This window comes from Flammeovirga sp. SJP92 (genome assembly GCF_001583495.1).
In the GTDB taxonomy this organism is placed as follows: domain Bacteria; phylum Bacteroidota; class Bacteroidia; order Cytophagales; family Flammeovirgaceae; genus Flammeovirga.
Genome location: NZ_LQAQ01000084.1, coordinates 1 through 19,596, shown reverse-complemented (window position 1 = coordinate 19,596; position 19,596 = coordinate 1). Strand labels below are relative to the sequence as shown.

The following is a 19,596-nucleotide window of genomic DNA, read 5'->3' as shown; positions in this document are numbered from 1 at the left end:
CTATCCACCTCACGGCGATCACTGTCAGTAACTCTTCTAAGTGAACAGTAAATTACTTAGGTAGGATTTGCACCTACTGGAAAGCCACAGCATCGTGGCACACTAACGTAAATGCTAAACTACGACCAGCGGGTGTGTCACCCGATGGATGGAGATTAGCTAATGTTGTGTTTTCGTTATTAACATCCCCATGATGATTGGTTTTCTAGTAAAATAGTTCTTTGAATACCATTTATATCAGTATACACAATTTTAATGAGTACTTTACTAATCCAAAGTAGAATAGGTAATTCTTCTAATTTCGATGCAGTATTAAGAGTAGAATCAATGTATTCACCATCTAGTTTTAAAATTTCTTCTTTTATCTTTTTAAAATCCTTAGAGAGCTCTTTTTCATTAATCTTATAAGATGGTAGTCTGTAGTAGTATTGAGCTGAGTCTAAGATTTTCACAAAAGGTTCTTGGGTATGCCATTTTTCTAAATCTTCCAACTGATTTTCACTCACAATAACTCTCAAGTCTTGTTCAAAAGAAACATATACTTCGAATCTGTCTTCTTTTGCTTTTGAAGCAATTCTTAATAATTGATTATCGAGATCAAATCCTACTTCTTCATCAATATAAACAGTATCTGATTTATAGTTTTTTAGGTGTTCCAAATTGTAACATAAATATTCTGATAAAATCACTTCAAAATCCTTGAAATCAATTTGTACTGAATCTGAAATAGTTTTAGGCTCTACAATTTCAGTCTTCTTTTCTATAGTTTCTTCTGCGATATTACTACCTACTTTTGTGTCATTCTCATGCACCTTATTAGAATTCTTAACAGGAGACTCACATGATAACACAAATAGAGATATAACTATTAATAAGTTTTTCATATTCGATTTAATGAAACACAACATTGGATAAACACCATAGCGTTTATCCCTTAAAATTCACGGCTATACACCATGGCGTATAGCCATTAGTAAAAAATGTTTTCAACTTTCTAAAAAAGTTTGCTGTTAGATCATTGAAATACTTCAACAAGTTAGTTGTTAATATAATATAGAACAAAAAATAATTTTCAAAATCAATTCGTGAGCAAATGCAACTCTTACCCATTTTCAACTTAAAATGCTAACAAAATAATCTGCTAAGAAAAATTAGACATAAAAAAATCCCTTAAAGGGATATCTGTTTCAAAAAGTTGTAAGAATTGAGAAGAAATTTGGGTGTACAGAAGCAAATAAGAAGGGATTAAACACACTTCTTCTGTTCCATTGCTGTTGATAGATTCTTCCAGAGTGTAAATGTTATTTCGTTTTTGATGAGGGCACGCATCCAATAATACTTGAGAGTCGATGCTGACCTTTGTGCTTTGAGGAGTTTTAGGTGTTCCATCCAAAGGTCATAGAATTCCCAATCGTTGTTGTGATTGAAATACTTTTTATTAAGACGGTAAGCATATCTTTTGGGAACATGGAAATCGTCTTTCCATCTGTTGAGCAATTTTAGTTTATAATACTGATCAGAATACCAATAAATAAATCGTCTTTGGGCATAGAGTTGGTAATCGTTTTTTCTTCTCGGGTGAGGTTGGAAAGGATTCTTTTTCTTTGACCCTGCATATTTCTTTCTTGCTAAGAATAGTTTGTGAGCATATTCTGCATTGTACTTTTTAGTTTTAGGGTTTGTGTTTCGCTTCAACTCACGATAGATTGTAGAAGGTGACACCTCTAAGCCTTCGGCAATTTCCTTGACAGAGTATCTCTTTTCTTCTATAAGACGTTGGATCATTTTTCTATGGTGAAGCTGAAGATTTTTCATATTGAGGCTGAATGTGATGTAAGAAATTCCAAGGTGCTTATTCCAAAAACTGTATGACGCATTTTTATTTTCGATACACCTCGGAATTCCTTAAGTACTGTGACAAAAGAAATAGAACAATATGCAACATGACTGAAGTCATAGGCTGGTGATATTGACTCCCACAACACTAAAGTGTTGCCTCCGTTATCAACCTTTACGGCTTTAGTCTTGAGTAGGTTGCCCTATCACCTGCCCATAGTTTTAACTATGGTGCACGAACACTCGTTTACTTTTGTCCTAGTACTTGACTGTGATTACTAATTAATTTGTTGTATTAGACAGTAACAACATTTGGAAGTAAATCATAGTGATTGACAGTCCACCCTTTTAGATTGGCATAATCTACCACCACTTTGATACTTTCACGAAGTTCCATTTTGTGAGCATGTTCTATTGCTGTTTCAAATTTGTTATTAATAAATCCGAAACCACATTTTGTTTCATAACGCTTACGGACTTCTCTTTCTTTTACATACGCTTTATCACGATCGAGCTGTGTATCGTCTTTCAGACTTCCATTCGATAACGTAGCTAGAAGTTCATCTAGGCTTACAATTTCACTTTGGATTTTTGTTAACTCATTAAGCAACTCTTGACGAGTTGTTTCACCTTGATCGGCTTGATACTCTCCTTTAATGAATTCCATTTGAAGTTTTTTGTATTCCTTATTCATCTCATCGATAAAATATTGTGCTTCTTCTTGAGAGCTTACGAAAATTGAAACATTAGAATCGTTTAGTGTTTCATTGAAATTTATAGTTTGCATAATAGCATTTTTGGTTATGAATGTCATAGCAGCTTTTGGCTGTACAAATCTTGCAAAAAAATCTTTTAAGAATCACAGTAACGGATTACTTATATTTCATTTTCTTGAATTGTAAATAGTTTTTATTGAGATAGTTATATGTTTTTGTTAATAATAATGGATTCTTTTGTGATTAGCATAGAGTTGTTACTTGTGGTTCGTGAGGACGTTGCAATGCAACATCCCTACATAACTGCATTTTAGTAGAATACTACAAAAACATTTTTCTTTGAATGTGTAATTAAGCAATCATTTTGCACTACCTCCAAAGGCCTTGACTTTTTTACTTCGTTTTTCATCAATGGAAAAATGAACAAGAAGGTAACTTGGAAGTAAATCATAAAACGCTTGTAGAAATATCGATTAAAAGTGAACGATAATTTATTGTATTTAGTTAGAAATCAGGAGATTTCTGATGATTCGAAGGACACGAATGACGCTAACGTTTAACATTCGCACCAAGGGGATTAGCATAGGTTTGTTGCTTGTGGTTCGTGAGGACGTTGCAATGCAACATCCCTACATAACTGCGTTTTAGTAGAATACTACAAAACATTTTTCTTTGGATCTGTAATTAAGCAATAGTTTTGCACTACCTCCACAGGCCTTGAATTTTTTGCTTCGTTTTTGTTTTAAGACAAAAATGAAGAAGAAGGATGCTTGAAAGTAGACATAAAAGGCTTGCTGAAATGTCAATTGAGAGCTGACAACAACAGCATCTACTTAATAGCCTTCACCCTGCCTATAATATTTTGTAGAAACAGGTAATTTACCCGTTGTTTTTTCTCCCAATAATGCATCAAATACGGCTTTTTGTTGGAACTTCCCATCTTGGTAAGCCACAAAAATATGATCTACTTTTTCTATATCCTCCAATTCATCCAAAGCATACGCATTCCCAAAATGAAGAAGTGTTATTTCTGTATCTCCTAAGCCACTGACCAAACTTTGTCTCACTACCGGATGAATATCAAAGTGATTGAAAGGCTTTATATTGATACCATGAATTGATACAATGACTCCTCGATAAGAATTCAACTTACAGAGAATATCGTAAAGAGTATTTTCATCCTCATCAGAATTCCATTGGAAGAAGTCTCCGTAAGCTGAACATTTGTCTTTTAAAAAGTTTTCTTCATCCACATTGACCTGTTTCAAGTGATGAGCTACTTTATCACGCTCGGAAATAGTTTTTGTTTGATTTTTAATTTGAAGGAATGCAATTTCACTTTTTTCATTCAAATTGGTGAAAGGTGACAACCCCAGCTGAGTGACTGTAGCTTTTACTAATTCTTCGTTTAATTGATAAGAAGTTTCTGAGTGAAGATCCTCCTCTAAATGATTCAACTCAATAGGTTGATACTGGTCTAATCCTACCCATTTTTTCATGGCTAAAAGCTTTGTGACAACTTTATCCAACTGCTCTTCTGACCAATTTCCATCTTCAATGGCACTTTTGATTTTCTTAAAACCATTGGCTACGTTTTGACTATTGGTGATGATATGATTTCCTGCCAAAATTGCTTTTAAGTCAGCGTCGCCATCTTTAAAGGTATTTGTGATTCCTTGCATGTCCAAAGCATCCGTTATCACCAACCCATCAAACCCTAACTCATCCAGCAAAATTGTACTCAAAACTTTTTCGGATAAAGTCACAGGTATTCCTTCTTGTTCCTCCCAAGCTGGAACCGATAAATGTGCGGTCATCACACTACTCAAACCTTCTTTTATCAATTGCTGGAAGGGATATAATTCCAATGTTTTAAGGCGTTCATCTGATTGAGTCAAGACGGGCAAAGAAAGGTGGGAATCTACGCTTGTGTCTCCATGACCAGGAAAATGTTTTGCGTTGTCCAATACCTTTTCAGATTGCAAACCTTTCATATAGGCTAGTCCCTTCTGTGCCACCAACTCTTTGTTCTCCCCAAATGAACGGTAATTGATCACAGGGTTCTTCGGATTATTATTTACATCCACTACTGGAGCTAAAGGAGAGCATATCCCTAATCGCTTACAATCTTTGGCAATCTGCTGTCCCATCTGATAAATTAAATTATCATCTTGCACTGCTCCCAAAGCCATTTGATAAGGAAAAGTAGTACAACCTGTTAAGCGCATACCTAGCCCCCATTCTGCATCAATATTGACAAAAAGAGGTACTTTAGAGATTTCTTGATATTGATTGGTCAACTTTGCCTGAGCGAGGGCGTTTCCTTGGAAAAAAGTTAAACCTCCCAAATGATATTTTTCTATCAATTGTACAATTTCATCAGTATGTTTTTCATCTCTATTTGAAAAACAAGCTACTTGAAAAAGTTGACCAATTTTTTGATCTAAACTCATGGATGAGAGCGTTTGTTGCACCCATTCATCTTTGATATAATTGATAAAAGGAGGTTTCTTATTCATGGCGTTAAGCTTATTTCATTAGTTGATTTTCTTTCAATAAATTTCTTTTGATTTGAACGATATGCTGCTTCAAAACTTTTTCCTCTACCGCAAATCCTCTTTCTCTTCTCTTCTTCAAAAACTTTCTGATTTCTTCTCCTAATTTCCCTTGAAGATCCAATTCTTTATGCCTAGCGGCACAATGATCAAAGCGTTTTGAAATCACATCTTTCGTCCCTCTTAATTGTTCCGCTTTGGAAAGTTTCTTTTTAAAAGTCCCCTTCTTCAATATTGGCTTTTTCTCTAACATTCTACTTTATAAAAATCTATGTTCAGTACAAAAATAGACAATCCTGATTAATTAACCTTCTAAAGCAATCTCCTTTGTTTTATTACTCAGATTATCAATATTTTTTACAATTCCTTTTCTGAAAACATCTTTTATAAATAAGTTTTTAAATACTTTCTTGAAGATGGATTTTGTCTCTAAATAAACCTCCACAATGATCTTTGAACGATGAGTATTGATAGGCTGAAAGGTATAAAACTGATACACTTTATCAACAAAAGGAGGTCCGTCTGTCATTTCACCGTATATTAACCCAGAAGACATACTTATATCGTTTTTAGTGACGGTCACAAAATTGAGGTGCTTGCCGTTGATGACACAAACATGCTCTGTTCCCAGTCTTGTCACTTCATGTTCATTGTAAATGAACTCATCCACTCCTTCTGCCCATTCATATCTTTTTGCATAATTAGATACCCACTCAATACCCTTTTGTGCATTACAATAAAGCTCTACTTCATAGGTAAGATCAGCCTTTCCTTCTAAGTTTACCTTCTGAGCAGTGGCAAAAGGTTTTAGTCTTAAATTGGTTTTATCTAATTCAGAATAAAGATATTTGACCGTTTTATTATCGTATTCATTTTGTCCTTCTTGAAAATTATAAAGCTTGCTCTTATAATGAGAAGGCAACATAATTTCATGAGCCAGAGCATCACTGATTAATATGTAATTATCACTTTGCACATCATTTTTCATCAAACGGTGTGCTTCTATTGCTTCAGCTCCAAAAGGTTTTCTTTTGTTTTGCACCGTAATAAATTCTACATCTCCACAATGCACAATGATCTTCAACTGCAACTGAGGAGCCGTAGTACAAGCCATACATGGGCAAACTCTGTTTTTCTCCAGCAATTTTAAATGAGAATAAAAAGCGGTGAATGTATTTTCTATTTGAGCCAGCAATTGTTCTAAAGAGGGCATCTCTTCCTTAAAGAAAAATAATGCATCGCCTTCCACTTCAGCCAATTCTAAACCAATTGTATTAGAGTCGATCATCACCTCTAATAACTCAGCGATGACGTGCTGTGAATGTTGTGCTTCTGTGGTTTGTACAAACTCTGTGAAGCCAGAAATATCAGGTAGAAAAAGAAGCGTTTTTGCCATTGAATAGAAGTTGAAATGATTTGATAAAATGAAGATAGGTGAAAGAATTTATTTTTAAAGCATGGATAGTAATTATGGGTCATAAAAAATTATCTAAGCACTGAATCTGTGCAGAAGTTCTTTCAACTTAAAGGGAATACATTTTATCTAGGTACAAAAAAAAGAGGCAATGTGTATTACCTCTTTTCAATTTATGCTTAAGTACTAACTTTTCATACCTTGCTTCTTATTCTTGGGCTTGTCTTTTTTCCAAATTCCCTCAAAAATCTTTTTATCTTCTTTGTCAAAAATCACCCCAAAACCTTCTCTAAGATTGTCGCTCCAGAAGCCTTCATATCTTTCACCGGAATTGAAGTAATAAACCCCAAAACCTTCTCTTATATCATTTTTGAAATTCCCCTCAAAACGATCTCCATTTCCCCACGTGTATTGACCTTGCCCATTACGCATGTTGTTTTCCCAGTATCCTTCATAAAATCCTGTTTTTTCAAAGACTGCATAACCAAATCCATTGGCTTTGCCATCAATTACTTCACCAATAAATTTTACTTCGGCACCATCATGGTTGATGATCTCTAAACGGTTTATTTCCTTATCTTTTAAAACAAGTTCCTTCTTCAGGTTCTTAATTTCTTTCTGATTATGTTCAATATTCTCTTCCAAGTCACCTTTATGCTTGGCTAAAACTTGGTTGTTTTTCTTATAGAATTTAATACTATCATACAGGTGAGTTTGATTTCTCTTCAAGTTTTTAATATGAATTTCCTTATGATAATACCTTTTTTCCAACTCATTGATCTTGTCAAAAGGCAATTTTTGCTCATTAATATAAGCCCATGCTTTATCCGTATAATCTGTCGTATTACTGATACTATCCATCATACCGTAGTAATGTAAAGCCGTATCATAATGGTGCAAAAGCAACAATGAATCTGCTTTACTTTTGATGGATAACACTTCTAATTCAACTTCTTTTTTCTCCAAAGACTGTATCTTCTCTGACAAATCTTTGATATGTGTACTGTAGTAATAAATGGTACCACACAGTACAGCAAAAACGATAAGTATAAGTGCTTTTTTCATGTTAATAGCCAAGGTTTATTTTCGGAATTGAATTTCCTTTCTTACGTGTGTCTAATCCGATGAATACATTGAATCGGAAAATGTGACTGGTTTTATATTGATATCCACTTGATTTCTGCCCTAAAGTCCACATGTGACCCGCAAAAAGTGTAATGTTGCTATTCACGACATAACCAAATCCGTTGTACGTTCTGAAGTCTTCAAAAGGATTAAATCCAATTGAGCCCCCCGAATGCATAAATATCTCAGCACTTGGAGAAAAGTAGAGTGTTTTCTCCTCAATCTTCCTTTTGTTGATTGGGATATACATGAACATTTTATAACGATATCTATTGGTGTAATCATACTCTGCACCAATATCATTGTCTTTTTTCCAACGGTGTTCAAAACGGAATTGATGATACATCTTTACCCTGCCCATTGTCGGCATACGGAATAACCACTGATGCCAAATACGGTGTTCCAAAGTGAAACTTTCATATTGATCACTTCCGGGATCTGGAGAGAAGTTCACTACCATGGTAGGTCCCACTACAAACTCAAAGTAATCATTGATGTATACGTTTAAACCAGCACGGTTATAAACTTGTCGAGGTCGGCCAATGAAAGAATTCACGTCATCAATCGCATTACGCGATCTATAATGGTGTTCTCCATAATAGCCAAACCGCTCTGAAAATCGAACTTTTAGATAAAGTCCATTCCAGATACCTGTTTCTTCTAAATTAACCTCAGGGCCTTCCTGGGCATGAAGTTGAGTACAAAAAGCAAGCAATGTAATTGCCAGCACAGTAATTATTGGTAGTTTTAGCATAAATCAATTTAAGTGAAGTTAGATCTCTTTATTTAACGATCTGAGTGTTGTGAAGAGTGTTGGTTTTAGTGAAAGTTATGGACATTTCTTAGTAGAAAACCATAAAACAGTACATAACAAATGTAGGCGGGTGTTTAGTTATTTCTTAATTTATTAAATTCTATTCTTATTTTTTAAGATATTTTTTACCGAAAATTGGCAGTTGGTTAATATTTGTAATTCATTTTTTAAAAATTGTTAGTCGTTATTGAATACATAACAAGTTCTACATTATGAATCTATTGATAGCTATTCTATTGAATAGTTGAAGGAAATTTATTTTATAAAGGAATAAAAAACGACCCTGCCATTTATTCAACAGCAGGGTAGTTCATGTCAGTCTCTTAGATCAATTGCCAAGTACTCTGTAAACTAAATTATCGTTGACTTTTAATCGATATTTCTACAAGATTTTTATAATCTACTTTCAAGCTTCCTTCTTCTTCATTTTTCCATTCATGAATACGAAGCAAAAAAGTCAAGGCTTTGAAGTCAAAAACTAAATTCCATTCCTCTCACCTCAATGATTTTAAACTCGCCCACTGGCGCGAATGTTAAGCGTAAGCGTCATTCGTGTCCTACAGATCATCAGAAATCTCCTGATTTCTAAATACTAAAAATAATGAGAACTTAGTTTACAGTGTATTAAACTGTGATAAAAGAAATGAAACAATAATTACGTGCACCATGACTGAAAGTCATGGGCTTATGGGAAGCTATCATATTTTCCAACTTTCATTATAATCTTGACATACCTCAAAGATTTACAGTCTTTATTTCCATTTAATATGGATAAGCCAAATATTATAATCACATGTTGATAAATGAGTTATCTTCCCAAAAGCCCATAATTTCAATTATGGGTCTACGAAACCCTCGTTTTCATTTGTCTTAGTACTTAAGTACTAGGACAAAAGAAAACGGACATTTTATCTTACCTTTTTTATCCTACTCTTCGTTAGATTTTTATCGTATAACTAAGGCTATGCTCTGCAAATCTGCCTCGATTAGAATAAAAAATATTAACCTAAAATTATCCCTTTGCTTCTGTCCTAGTACTTATTGTTTGATGATTTTCAATTTTTTATAAGCTTGAGATCCTTCTATTTCAATAAAATAAATACCAGACTGAAGTTGCCCTAAATTCATTTTATGGACTCTTTGATAGATCGATTCGTCCATTAATAACCTTCCATTCAAGTCATATAATTTCACTTTCTGAACATTCTCAAGAAGTTCTAAAGTCACAAAATCTTTGACTGGGTTTGGATAATGAAGAATCGAAACTAATTCACTTTCAATAGAAGTCACATCTCCTTCAATGATTGTAATTTCAAGTGCTTCCGAAATTGTAGAAGCCTCATCATTATCAGTTGCTACGGCTGTAATGGAATAAGTACCAAGAGTAATTGGTCTCCAATCTAAAGTAAATGGAGCTTCCGTTGCAACACCCAATGAAGTTGTTCCTTCAAAGAATTCAACTTGAGCAATAGAACCATCAAAATCTGAAGCTTCAGCCGTCAAAGTAACAGTTGTATTTAATGCATACTCCGCTAAATTATCTGAAGTGGTTACTGAAACAGCAGGTGCTTCATTTGGCACTTCATTAATTTGGATTGAAAGGGCAGATGAAACCGTTGAGGCACCTGCGTCATCAGTCGCAACAGCAGTAATACTGTAAGTATCCACTGCATTTGGTGTCCAATCTAAACTGAATGGTGAAGCCGATACTGTTCCTAAAGATGTCTCTCCAGCAAAAAACTCTACGTTCACAATTGAACCATCAGTATCTGAAGCCGAAGCGTTCAGTGTCACGGTAGTACCAAGTTCGTAAGCGGTTGCATTATCTGCTGTAGCAACGCTGACAGTTGGTGCTACATTTGGTAATGGTGTGATGGTTAATGATAGAACATCAGAAGTAGTTCTTGCATTGGCATCATCAATAGCTACAGCCGTAATGTTATAATCTCCAACAATTGAGGCTGTCCATTCTACTGTGTATGGAGCTTCCGTTACAACACCTATTGATGTTTCACCCACAAAGAATTCTACGCTCGAAATAGATCCATCTGCATCAGAAGCCGTAGCATTCAAAGTCACCGCTGAACCGATCATGTACTCTGTTGCTTCATCTTCTGTAGCCACTGCAACCACAGGAGGCTCATTTTCAATCACTGCATTGATCGCTATTTCTAATGCCTCTGAAGTTGTTCTGGCACTCGCGTCATCAATGGCCACAGCTGTAATAGTATATATATCTGCCGCTTCAGGCGACCAAACAAGCGTAAAAGGAGAAGTAGTCACAACACCTAAAGAAGTAGTCCCCACAAAGAACTCTACACTATTCACTTCCCCATCTGTATCATTTGCATTTGCCACTAAAGTCACTGTATTTCCTAGATCATAAGCTGTCAGTTCGTCAGAAGTGGTAACACTCACAGTAGGGGAAACATTTTCAGAAACAGTTTCAATTGTAATCTCTAATACCTCTGAAGTTGTTCTTGCAGTGGCATCATCAATGGCTACAGCCGTAATGCTATACACATCCGCTACTTCTGGCGTCCAATCCATGGTGTATGGAGCCTCTGTTTTTACTCCCAGCGAAGTTGTTCCAACGAAGAATTCTACACTTGTAATTGTTCCATCAGTATCTGTTGCATCCGCATTAATCACTACAGTAGAACCCAGCGTATAAGACGTAGCTTCATCTGAAGTCGAAAGTGTAACTTCTGGTGCTCTATTTTCAACCAATGTATTAATTGTAATTGCTAAGGCTTCTGAGGTTGTTCTTGCATTGCCATTGTCAGTTGCCACAGCCGTAATACTGTAGTTATCTGCTACTTCTGGCGTCCAATCCATTGTAAAAGGAACTTCCGTTACTTCTCCAACTGATTCTGTTCCGACAAAAAATTCTACTTTTGAAATAGAACCATCCGTATCATTTGCGTCAGCAGTAAGTGTGATAGTTGTACCAACTGTATATTCTGTTGAGGCATCTGAAGTTGAAACCGTTACTGTAGGCGGTTCATTGATGATCACTGCATTCACTTGTATTGAAATCGGCATTGATGCCTTTTCTCCATCTTTATCGTCCACTGCCACAGCAGTTACACTATAAGTATCTGCTAACTCAGGTGTCCAATCTAATGTATAAGGAGCTTCTGTGACTACACCCAATGACTGACTTCCTACAAAGAATTCTACCTTCATTACAGTACCGTCTTCATCATTCGCCATTGCATTTAAAGTAATCGTTGATCCTAAGTTGTACTCTGACTTACTATCAGCTGTAGCCACACTAACTGTTGGTAAAATATTCTTTGGTTCCATGATAAAATTCATTTTACCAATATTGAATTCACCACCAACAAAACTTACTTTCAAAACGTGTTTACCTTCTGGTAAATCCATATCCATCACAGTGGCAGTTTCCCAGTTGCCCCAACCTCCTGTGGCATTTACTGGAATATCTGTTGACAGTCTCTGTCCATCTAATTCAAAGAAAAATGGCCCTCTGCTGACATCATTACCTGATGCGTATCTGAATTCGCATTTATAAATTCCAGCTTCTTTTACATTGACAGTGTACGTCAACCATTCTCCAGCTTGCACCCATCCTACAGTGTTTCCTTCTTCACCTTCAGCCACAACGTCTACTAATTCCTCAGGCCTTGTTCCACCTTGATTAATATTTGAATTATCATAGTAAGTGATGCCTTGACCTGAACCAAATTCAAATGTATCAAAGTTACCTGCTTCAATAATACCTGGCAGTTCATATGGCATATCTTCAAATGGAAGAATTCTACCCACAAACACTGTTTTTTCCGATGAAGCCAATGTACTTTCATCATCAAAAACCACCACTGCCTTTAATTTCAACTCTCCACTCACATCAGAAGTCCAAGAATAAGCATATGGAGCTGTTGAACTTGATCCCAACATTGTTTCTCCTGCAAAATATTCTACTTTAGTAATTGTTTTTGACACATTAGAAACTTCCGTTTGTAGAGTAATAGCACTTCCTAAAACATATTTGCTATTTTCTTCTACACCTATCACTTTAGCAATAGGATCGGTTGGAGAAGTTGTACCACAATCTCCAACAACAAATGTTTGACGATCATCTGCTGTATTACGCTCTCCACCTTCAGGGTGATTATACGTATAATAGAATTCAATAGTACTTCCGGCTGATGCGTTAATTTGGAAGGCTTCATTCGGTTTGGCATTATGGCCACCTACTCCACCGCCATCAACAGAGTAATAGAAAATGAGTACTGTATTACCCACTCCTTCCACAATTGGAACAAAAGTGATGGTTGGGTTATCACTTTCTCCAGAAATCTCATAAGAAAAATGTCCATTGGCTACCGTTCCTTGATCACAGACATCTCCCGACTTCCCTTTAATGGTAACTAAATCAGAAATTTTTGTTTTCCCATCATTGTCAGTCGCAACTGCCTTCAGAGCATTTTGATTTAGAACCACAGTGTAATCCACTTCATAAGGGGCTGTTGTGACTGTTTGAATCAATTGATCATTCGCATAAAAAGCAACACTCGCAATTGTTCCATCAGTGTCAGAAGCATCTGCCGTTATTTTAATAGAAGTCCCTTCTTTGAAGGCGTCACCATCGTTGGGAGAAGTAATGGAAACCATTGGAATCGTTTCGTCAACAGGAGCCGAAACACAAGTACCAATAATATATTTGTGAGGGTTGGACATTGTGTTTCTTTCTCCTCCTTCAGGATGAGAGTAAGTATAATAGAATTCAATTGGTGTTCCTTCAGCCACATTAATTTGATAAGGCTGATCAGGCGACACATTGTATCCTGCTACTCCACCACCATCAACAGATAAGAAAAGAATACAAACGGTAGATCCCATTCCAACTTGATTTGGGACAAAAGTGATAGTTGGATTGTTTTTATCATCTGAAATAATGTAATCATAATCGCCATTTTCACTTGTTCCTGCACATGACGGAGGAGCTTTTGTAGTAATAGATACCGGTGTGGTTGAAGTCACATTATTGTCATTATCAGTAGCGGAAACATACACACTGTAAGTCTCTACGATCTCTGAGCTCCAATCAAAAGTATAAGGTGCTTCTGTAAGCGATGCCACACTTTGATTGTTGACAAAGAATTCAACAGTTTGAACTGTTCCATCTAAATCAGAAGCTTCTGCTGTTAGGGCTACTTTTGCTCCAGTAAAGAAAGAATCACCCTCTTTTGGAGAGACTAAAGTGACATTAGGAGCCAAAATCCCATTTTCAGAAGCATAAATTTTCACCAAATCAGAATTAGAATATGAACCGTTAGACACTGTCAACTTGATCAAATATTCACCGGCAATCATTGATGATAATTGAGGGGCAACTGCTTGATCATCCGAGAATTCTAAAACACTTGGTCCATATACTTGTTCCCATTGATACGTTAAAGAAGCATTTCCAGAATCAGTACTTGCTGAACCATCTAAACTTGGCGTGTTTCCTGAAAGGTCTACCACAAAATCATCACCAGCATCGGCTGAAGGTAAATCATACGCCAAATCTGCTGTTTTTTCAAATGACATACTACCTAAGTTGAATTCACCTCCATCAAAAGCTACTCTTATGATATGAGTTCCTTTTGGCAATTCAATAGCACTAGCCGTGCCACTCACCCAGTTTGACCATCCGCCTGTTCCAGAAACGCTAATATCCTCTGTGATTTTTTCACCATTTAATGATAAATGAAAAGGTCCACCTCCGGCACCGTTTCCGCTTGCGTAACGATAAGTCATATCATAAACGCCTGAAGTCGTCACTTCTACGGTATATTCTAACCATTCTCCACCTGCAGTCCAACCTACAGTGGCACCTTCAGCATTATCCAATACATTGTCTACACCTTCTTCTTTTCTATAATTTCCTTGATTAGAAGCATCTTGATCATGATAAGTAATTCCTTGACCATTACCGCCTTGGAATTCATCAAAATGACCCGCTTCAATTCTACCTGGAATAGCTGAAGCTGTACCTCCAAACGGTACTTGGAAACCTGCTGTCACGCTTGCAATATTTGTCACTGTGAAATTATCGCCATCGTAAATTTTAGCATAAAACTGATGAATACCTGCCGACAAATCTGTTGCTTTAGCTGTGTAAGGTGCTGTTAGAGGTGTACCTACCAACTCACTACCATTATAAATTTCCACTTTTGAAGGTGTTACTCCTGATACTTCCACTGTTAAATCAACTGCTCCATTTACAGCCGCTTGTGAGAAACTACTGGTAATAGTACCTGAAAAATCAACATCTTTATTGGTTACTAGCTGACCTGCAGGTACAATTAATTCATAACCATCAGAGAAAGTTACTGTTTTCTCAGTTGTACCGTAATTTTGAGCTACATATGTAATATCACCGTTGTTGTTGAAAGCTACTGCCATTGGTGAATCAGCCGTTTTCGTCATATCCAACTGACCTAATGCGTTCATGGCATGTAGCCAGTGGTAAGTATGAGCATCAGAAACACCAAACTTCAAAGTACGGTCCGGATGATCATTATACAATTCAATGGCTCTGGCAGGGTCAGAGAATGACAAGTATTTCCACATTACATCATACCAAAGGTTCGGGTTTTCTACCTTGTCCAGTACCTGTGTATTTTGTGTCATTTCTGTCCAAAGTTTATCTACATAAGCTTTATTATGTCCCAAATACAACGATCCGCCATGTATTGGATAAAGCTCAATGTTGTAAGAAGCTGCAATATCTGCAGTCCAGAAAGTACCATTGTCATAACTATTACCCCAAACTCTAGATACTAAGCTATAAGGTTGGTCGGCTTTAAAATTTCTTTCATGCATATCAAACCAGTATTCCTCCACAGCCGCTTGTTCTGTTGTATAAAGGTAGATACCAAGATCTCTGATTTCTTTATTGCCAGTCACTTCTCCCCAATGAATCAAAGAAGTGTTGAACTGCATACTTTCGGAAGTTGACTCTTGATCATTACCTTGCGGGAAAGATGCAAATCCATTCGCCCAACAGTGTCCTGCATAAGGACTGAAGTTTCTTAAATAAGGGAACGTATCATCATCTCTGTTGGAGGAAGCCGCATCTCTTACCAAAAGATTGATCATATCACCATATTTAGCAGCCCAACCTGGCTGATATTGTTCCAAAAATGCTGCTGCATGAATGAAATATCCCCAGTGAAAGTGATGATCATTTAAGTTTGAGTCTTGTCCGTGACCCGCTGGGTAACCAATCATTGCTGACCAGTTTGTATTGTAATAGAATAAGAACGCGACTTCTCCTAATTCTGCTGTCAACCAATCTTCTAATCTCTCTTGCACAGTAGCTAGCATTTTGTCTCTTGCCTCAGCATTACCTGTCAAATCTGCAATTCTTGCTGTCTGAATCAATCGGTTCATCACTTGACCTTCATTGTATGAATCTGTCCAAGTGGCTAAACTTTCATTTTGCAATGCTTCTACTTTTTGATTTAAAGCAGAAATATCAAATCCATCACTATAATTATTGACATAAGGCAATGTTGGTAAAACACCATAGAAAGTACTTTCAGTTGTAAATGTATTGCCTTCCAACATCTTCAGTTCACCTCTTACCGAAGTGTAAGAAATATCAATCGGTTGCGTAGAACTTGATGACAAATTAGACCATTGGTGCGGTAAAAGCCCCATTAGCATATTGGTTTCACTCCCTTCTTTAACATCCACTTCTACATTGTAGATTGTTGTTAATAGAGAAGCCGACTCATCATAAGTCCAATCAGCTGTAGTATTGGTTGGAAAAACATAGGCATATTTTTGAAAGTTGGTCGCCTCCTCTGCAATGTTTGTTGCTGAAAGCGGTAACCTCAGCATTGACCAATAATTTTTACCATTCAGTGTTGAAGTAAAAATTTCACCATTCTGTTCCCAAGTACTACCTGTGGGTGCATAGATTACAAAGCTTGCTCCATTACGTGCATTTTCTACTGTAATGATCTCATCCGTCACCGTTACAGTACCTTGGTTGATGGTTACACTTGCCACATCAGTATCTAATTTATTGAAATACACAAAAGGCATCCCAATACCAGAAGTAGCTTGAAAATGTTGTGTTCCATCATTCCAATCCATAGTGACAGTCCAGTCGGAATGATCTGCAATAGTTGTCTTAGAAGCTTCTAAGTTTTGAACACCTACTACTATTGGCGATACATCATCCAATACGCCCCATGGTATATGGGTCACGACCAAACCTTGGTTTGTTGTCTTCATGGCCAGAGGATAATTGAATAGATTATTGGCGTGATCACTTTGGATCAATGTTGACCACCAATCATTTGTAGGAACAGGTTTGTTAAGCGCAGCTTCACTTAATTGAGGACTTCCTGCAGGTTCACCGTTACGGCCTGCTTCATCTACTCCGGGGTGTGTGGTAGTATAACTTCCACTACCCACGGGGGTTATTTGAGCAATACAGTTGAGTTGGAGAGTAAAAGACATAACTGCCCAAAAGAGGACAAAGAATGTCAACGTAAACTTTCTCATAGTTTAAATAAGTAATAATTTCTTCCGTTTGTTAAAAATTTTAATTGTAGGTTGAATTCAGTCAGTTTACATACAAAATAGTTGTGCGCAGTGTAATAGATTGTAAGTTTCTTTCAATTCATTAATTCAATAGACGATAGGATAAGATGAGCCTTGTTTTGACATCATCTTGAAACAAACATATGTTAAGTTTTAGAAAGTAAAAAATACACTTTTTATTTAGGTATCATTTAAATAAAATACCATACAATCTTCATAAACAGGCTGTTAAACAAATTATTGTATTTGATTTTAGTATTAAGATTTTCACTTAAAAAATAAGCTTTTAACATAATTCACAGGATTATCGAAGAAATAAATTCTTACATATCCAATAAAACCGTTGGGAAAGTACAAAATAAGGGTGTCTATAAAATTGAAAATTCTTTAAAAAAGGAATAATATAAGAGCATGTTTGAAATAGTGTAAGTGTAGATTTTGGAAGAATAGATGTTTAGTAAATAAAAAAAGAAAGCAAACTTAATTACACAATACCCTCAAAATTGCTCCATTTTATTCTAAAAAATACGTATTTCTAATAAGTTTGAATTTTGTATTATCAAATATTTAATATTTTCTCTCTTTTTTCTTGCATAATATAAATCAATTTTCAATATTTGAGTATGAATCGTTAAGCAGTGCACCCCCTGAGGGGGGTGTTCTATTAGAATTTCACAATTTTTTTGTGAAATTCTTTTTTTTTGTCCTTATTTTGATTCGTGGGGACGTTGTAATGCAACCTCCCTACAGAAGATTATTACAAATCATTTCTCTTTTGATGTATAATCAGTAAGCAATGCACCTTCGCATCAATTTCAATTGATAACTGACCAATACTTGGTTTACAATACACTAAACATAAAAAAATGAAAATCTCATCTGCTCTTCTTATGATTTACTTTAAATCTTTACTTCTTTGCCTAATTCTTCTTTTTCTACAGCACCATACATTTGGTCAAAAGTTCAAAAAAATTGAAAAAGAAATAAAAGAGGGAGATGATATGCCTAATGCTTACGAACAACCCAATAAAGGGAATGACAAAAGTACGGCCAATGCCTTATCAGAAATTATAGGCACTATATTGTTCAACTTCCCTAAAGAATCTGATTTACAACAAATTTATGGTCAGCCTATCAAGTTATCTAAATACACCTATTCTGGAGGAGAAGACGCCCGCTACACCAGAATCAAAGAACAACAGAAAACTTTGAGTTGGGACCTTCAAGCCAATTACTTCTTTGAAAACAAAAACGTTCAAGGTATTCAAGTCTTTACTCGTTTTCAGTTTATGCCAAAACTGAGTATTGATGTGGACTATTCTGGACTTCGAGAAAAAACAGAAAACGAAGGAAATTTCTATCTCGATTTCTTCCATGCCAATTTAAGTTATCACCGACTTGCTTTTACACGTTTTGACTTGTGGGTTGGTACTGGTTTTACAAGTATATGGATTGGTGAAAACTACACCGGCTGGAATTTTAATTTAGGAAGTGAAATTTATATTGTAAAACCGGTCAGCCTATTTACAAATTGGTATTTTGGAGGCATTGAGGAAATCAACTTTACACAAGGAAGTTCTGATTTGAAAGTTTACATTAATAGATTACAAGTGTTTGCAGGGTATCAATATTATAAACTTGGAAGCGTTAGAATCCATGGACCAAGAGGTGGCATTGGGTTTTCTTTATAAAGAAAAAAGAAGTACAAAATGGAGACACCTGCCATATTGCATTTGTATATAACATTTTAAATTATAGCTTTGTAAGTATGAACTATTGTTAATTTTTAAACTTTGACTATTAAGTAGTGCGTATTTTCCAATTTTTTAATGGAAAAGCTTAAGCAAACTTCTCAATAAGCATGCTATTTAATATTCTACAAACTATGTTTACTATGAAACTTATCAAATCATTTTTGATCCTTACCTTATTATGTACACTTTTATCTTGTAGCGAAGACGAAGCTACTCCTGAAGCTTTCCCTGGTGTACCCTCTGGTGAAATTGCACCAGTAGAAGAGCGTTATGAAATACTAACAGGTGCAGTTGAAAGCAGCGCTAGACTAAGTTCTAGTACATCAAAATGGTGGAAACACGAAGTCTCTAAAGTGAGCTTCACATGTGATCAACCAGATTTAGACTTGTCTGCAACAAATGCTTACATTTCATTTGACACCAGCGGTGAATTGATGGGTAGATATGGTGAAACTGGTATTCCTTATAAAGTCGCTACTTGGAAATTTTCTACAGATAAAACACAAGTGATTATCTACTCAGATATGTTTGATAGAGAAGTTACTTTTACTTTTACTGAATTAAATAACGAATCTGTAGTCTACGCCTCTAAGCAGTCTGAAGCAGGTTGTACTGCTACTACATGGGAAAAATTCGTGCAGTAATTGGACGTTTGATAAATACTCAAGTAAAAATCAAGTTTACTTCTGATTTAAAACTTGGAGTTCACCTTAAAACAAAAAACGATGCATAAGTTTAAACTTGTGCATCGTTTTTTGTTAGAGCTTGTAAAGTCCTAAAATAACGATACACTAAAACAATCGTTATT

At 35.8% G+C, this 19,596-nt stretch carries 11 protein-coding genes; 2 read left to right on the top strand and 9 right to left on the bottom strand.

Features of this window, described 5'->3' with window-relative positions; translation table 11 throughout:
* Positions 1-179: 179 nt before the first annotated feature.
* From AVL50_RS18300 to AVL50_RS18260, 9 genes are all read right to left on the bottom strand, one after another.
* Positions 180-884, bottom strand: coding sequence for a hypothetical protein (locus tag AVL50_RS18300; protein ID WP_157491422.1), 705 nt, complete (start codon positions 882-884; stop codon positions 180-182).
* Between the two features lie 361 nt (positions 885-1,245).
* Complete coding sequence (locus tag AVL50_RS18295) at positions 1,246-1,815, bottom strand: helix-turn-helix domain-containing protein (RefSeq protein WP_062617935.1); 570 nt, start codon at positions 1,813-1,815, stop codon at positions 1,246-1,248.
* Between the two features lie 316 nt (positions 1,816-2,131).
* Positions 2,132-2,623, bottom strand: a complete 492-nt coding sequence (locus AVL50_RS18290) for a hypothetical protein (protein WP_157491421.1) — start codon at positions 2,621-2,623, stop codon at positions 2,132-2,134.
* A 762-nt stretch (positions 2,624-3,385) separates the two neighbouring features.
* Entirely contained in the window at positions 3,386-5,071 is a 1,686-nt protein-coding gene (locus tag AVL50_RS18285) for a glycoside hydrolase family 3 protein (protein WP_062617933.1), read from the bottom strand.
* A 10-nt stretch (positions 5,072-5,081) separates the two neighbouring features.
* Positions 5,082-5,360, bottom strand: a complete 279-nt coding sequence (locus AVL50_RS18280) for a hypothetical protein (RefSeq protein WP_062617932.1) — start codon at positions 5,358-5,360, stop codon at positions 5,082-5,084.
* A 51-nt stretch (positions 5,361-5,411) separates the two neighbouring features.
* Positions 5,412-6,503, bottom strand: coding sequence for a DUF2652 domain-containing protein (locus AVL50_RS18275; RefSeq protein ID WP_062617931.1), 1,092 nt, complete (start codon positions 6,501-6,503; stop codon positions 5,412-5,414).
* Between the two features lie 204 nt (positions 6,504-6,707).
* Positions 6,708-7,586 (bottom strand): MORN repeat-containing protein, encoded by an 879-nt coding sequence (locus tag AVL50_RS18270; protein WP_062617930.1) that lies wholly within the window; start codon positions 7,584-7,586, stop codon positions 6,708-6,710.
* 1 nt (position 7,587) lies between these two features.
* Positions 7,588-8,400 carry a DUF2490 domain-containing protein gene (locus AVL50_RS18265; RefSeq protein WP_062617929.1) on the bottom strand — a complete coding sequence of 271 codons (813 nt, stop codon included), beginning with the start codon at positions 8,398-8,400 and terminating at the stop codon, positions 7,588-7,590.
* 1,098 nt (positions 8,401-9,498) lie between these two features.
* Complete coding sequence (locus tag AVL50_RS18260) at positions 9,499-16,995, bottom strand: Ig-like domain-containing protein (protein ID WP_082795910.1); 7,497 nt, start codon at positions 16,993-16,995, stop codon at positions 9,499-9,501.
* A 905-nt stretch (positions 16,996-17,900) separates the two neighbouring features.
* On the opposite strand from AVL50_RS18260, the gene AVL50_RS18255 reads away from it, so the two are divergent.
* Together AVL50_RS18255 and AVL50_RS18250 are read left to right on the top strand one after the other, a co-directional pair.
* Entirely contained in the window at positions 17,901-18,725 is an 825-nt protein-coding gene (locus AVL50_RS18255; protein WP_157491420.1) for a hypothetical protein, read from the top strand.
* Between the two features lie 203 nt (positions 18,726-18,928).
* Positions 18,929-19,432 carry a hypothetical protein gene (locus tag AVL50_RS18250; RefSeq protein ID WP_157491419.1) on the top strand — a complete coding sequence of 168 codons (504 nt, stop codon included), beginning with the start codon at positions 18,929-18,931 and terminating at the stop codon, positions 19,430-19,432.
* Positions 19,433-19,596 lie beyond the last annotated feature (164 nt).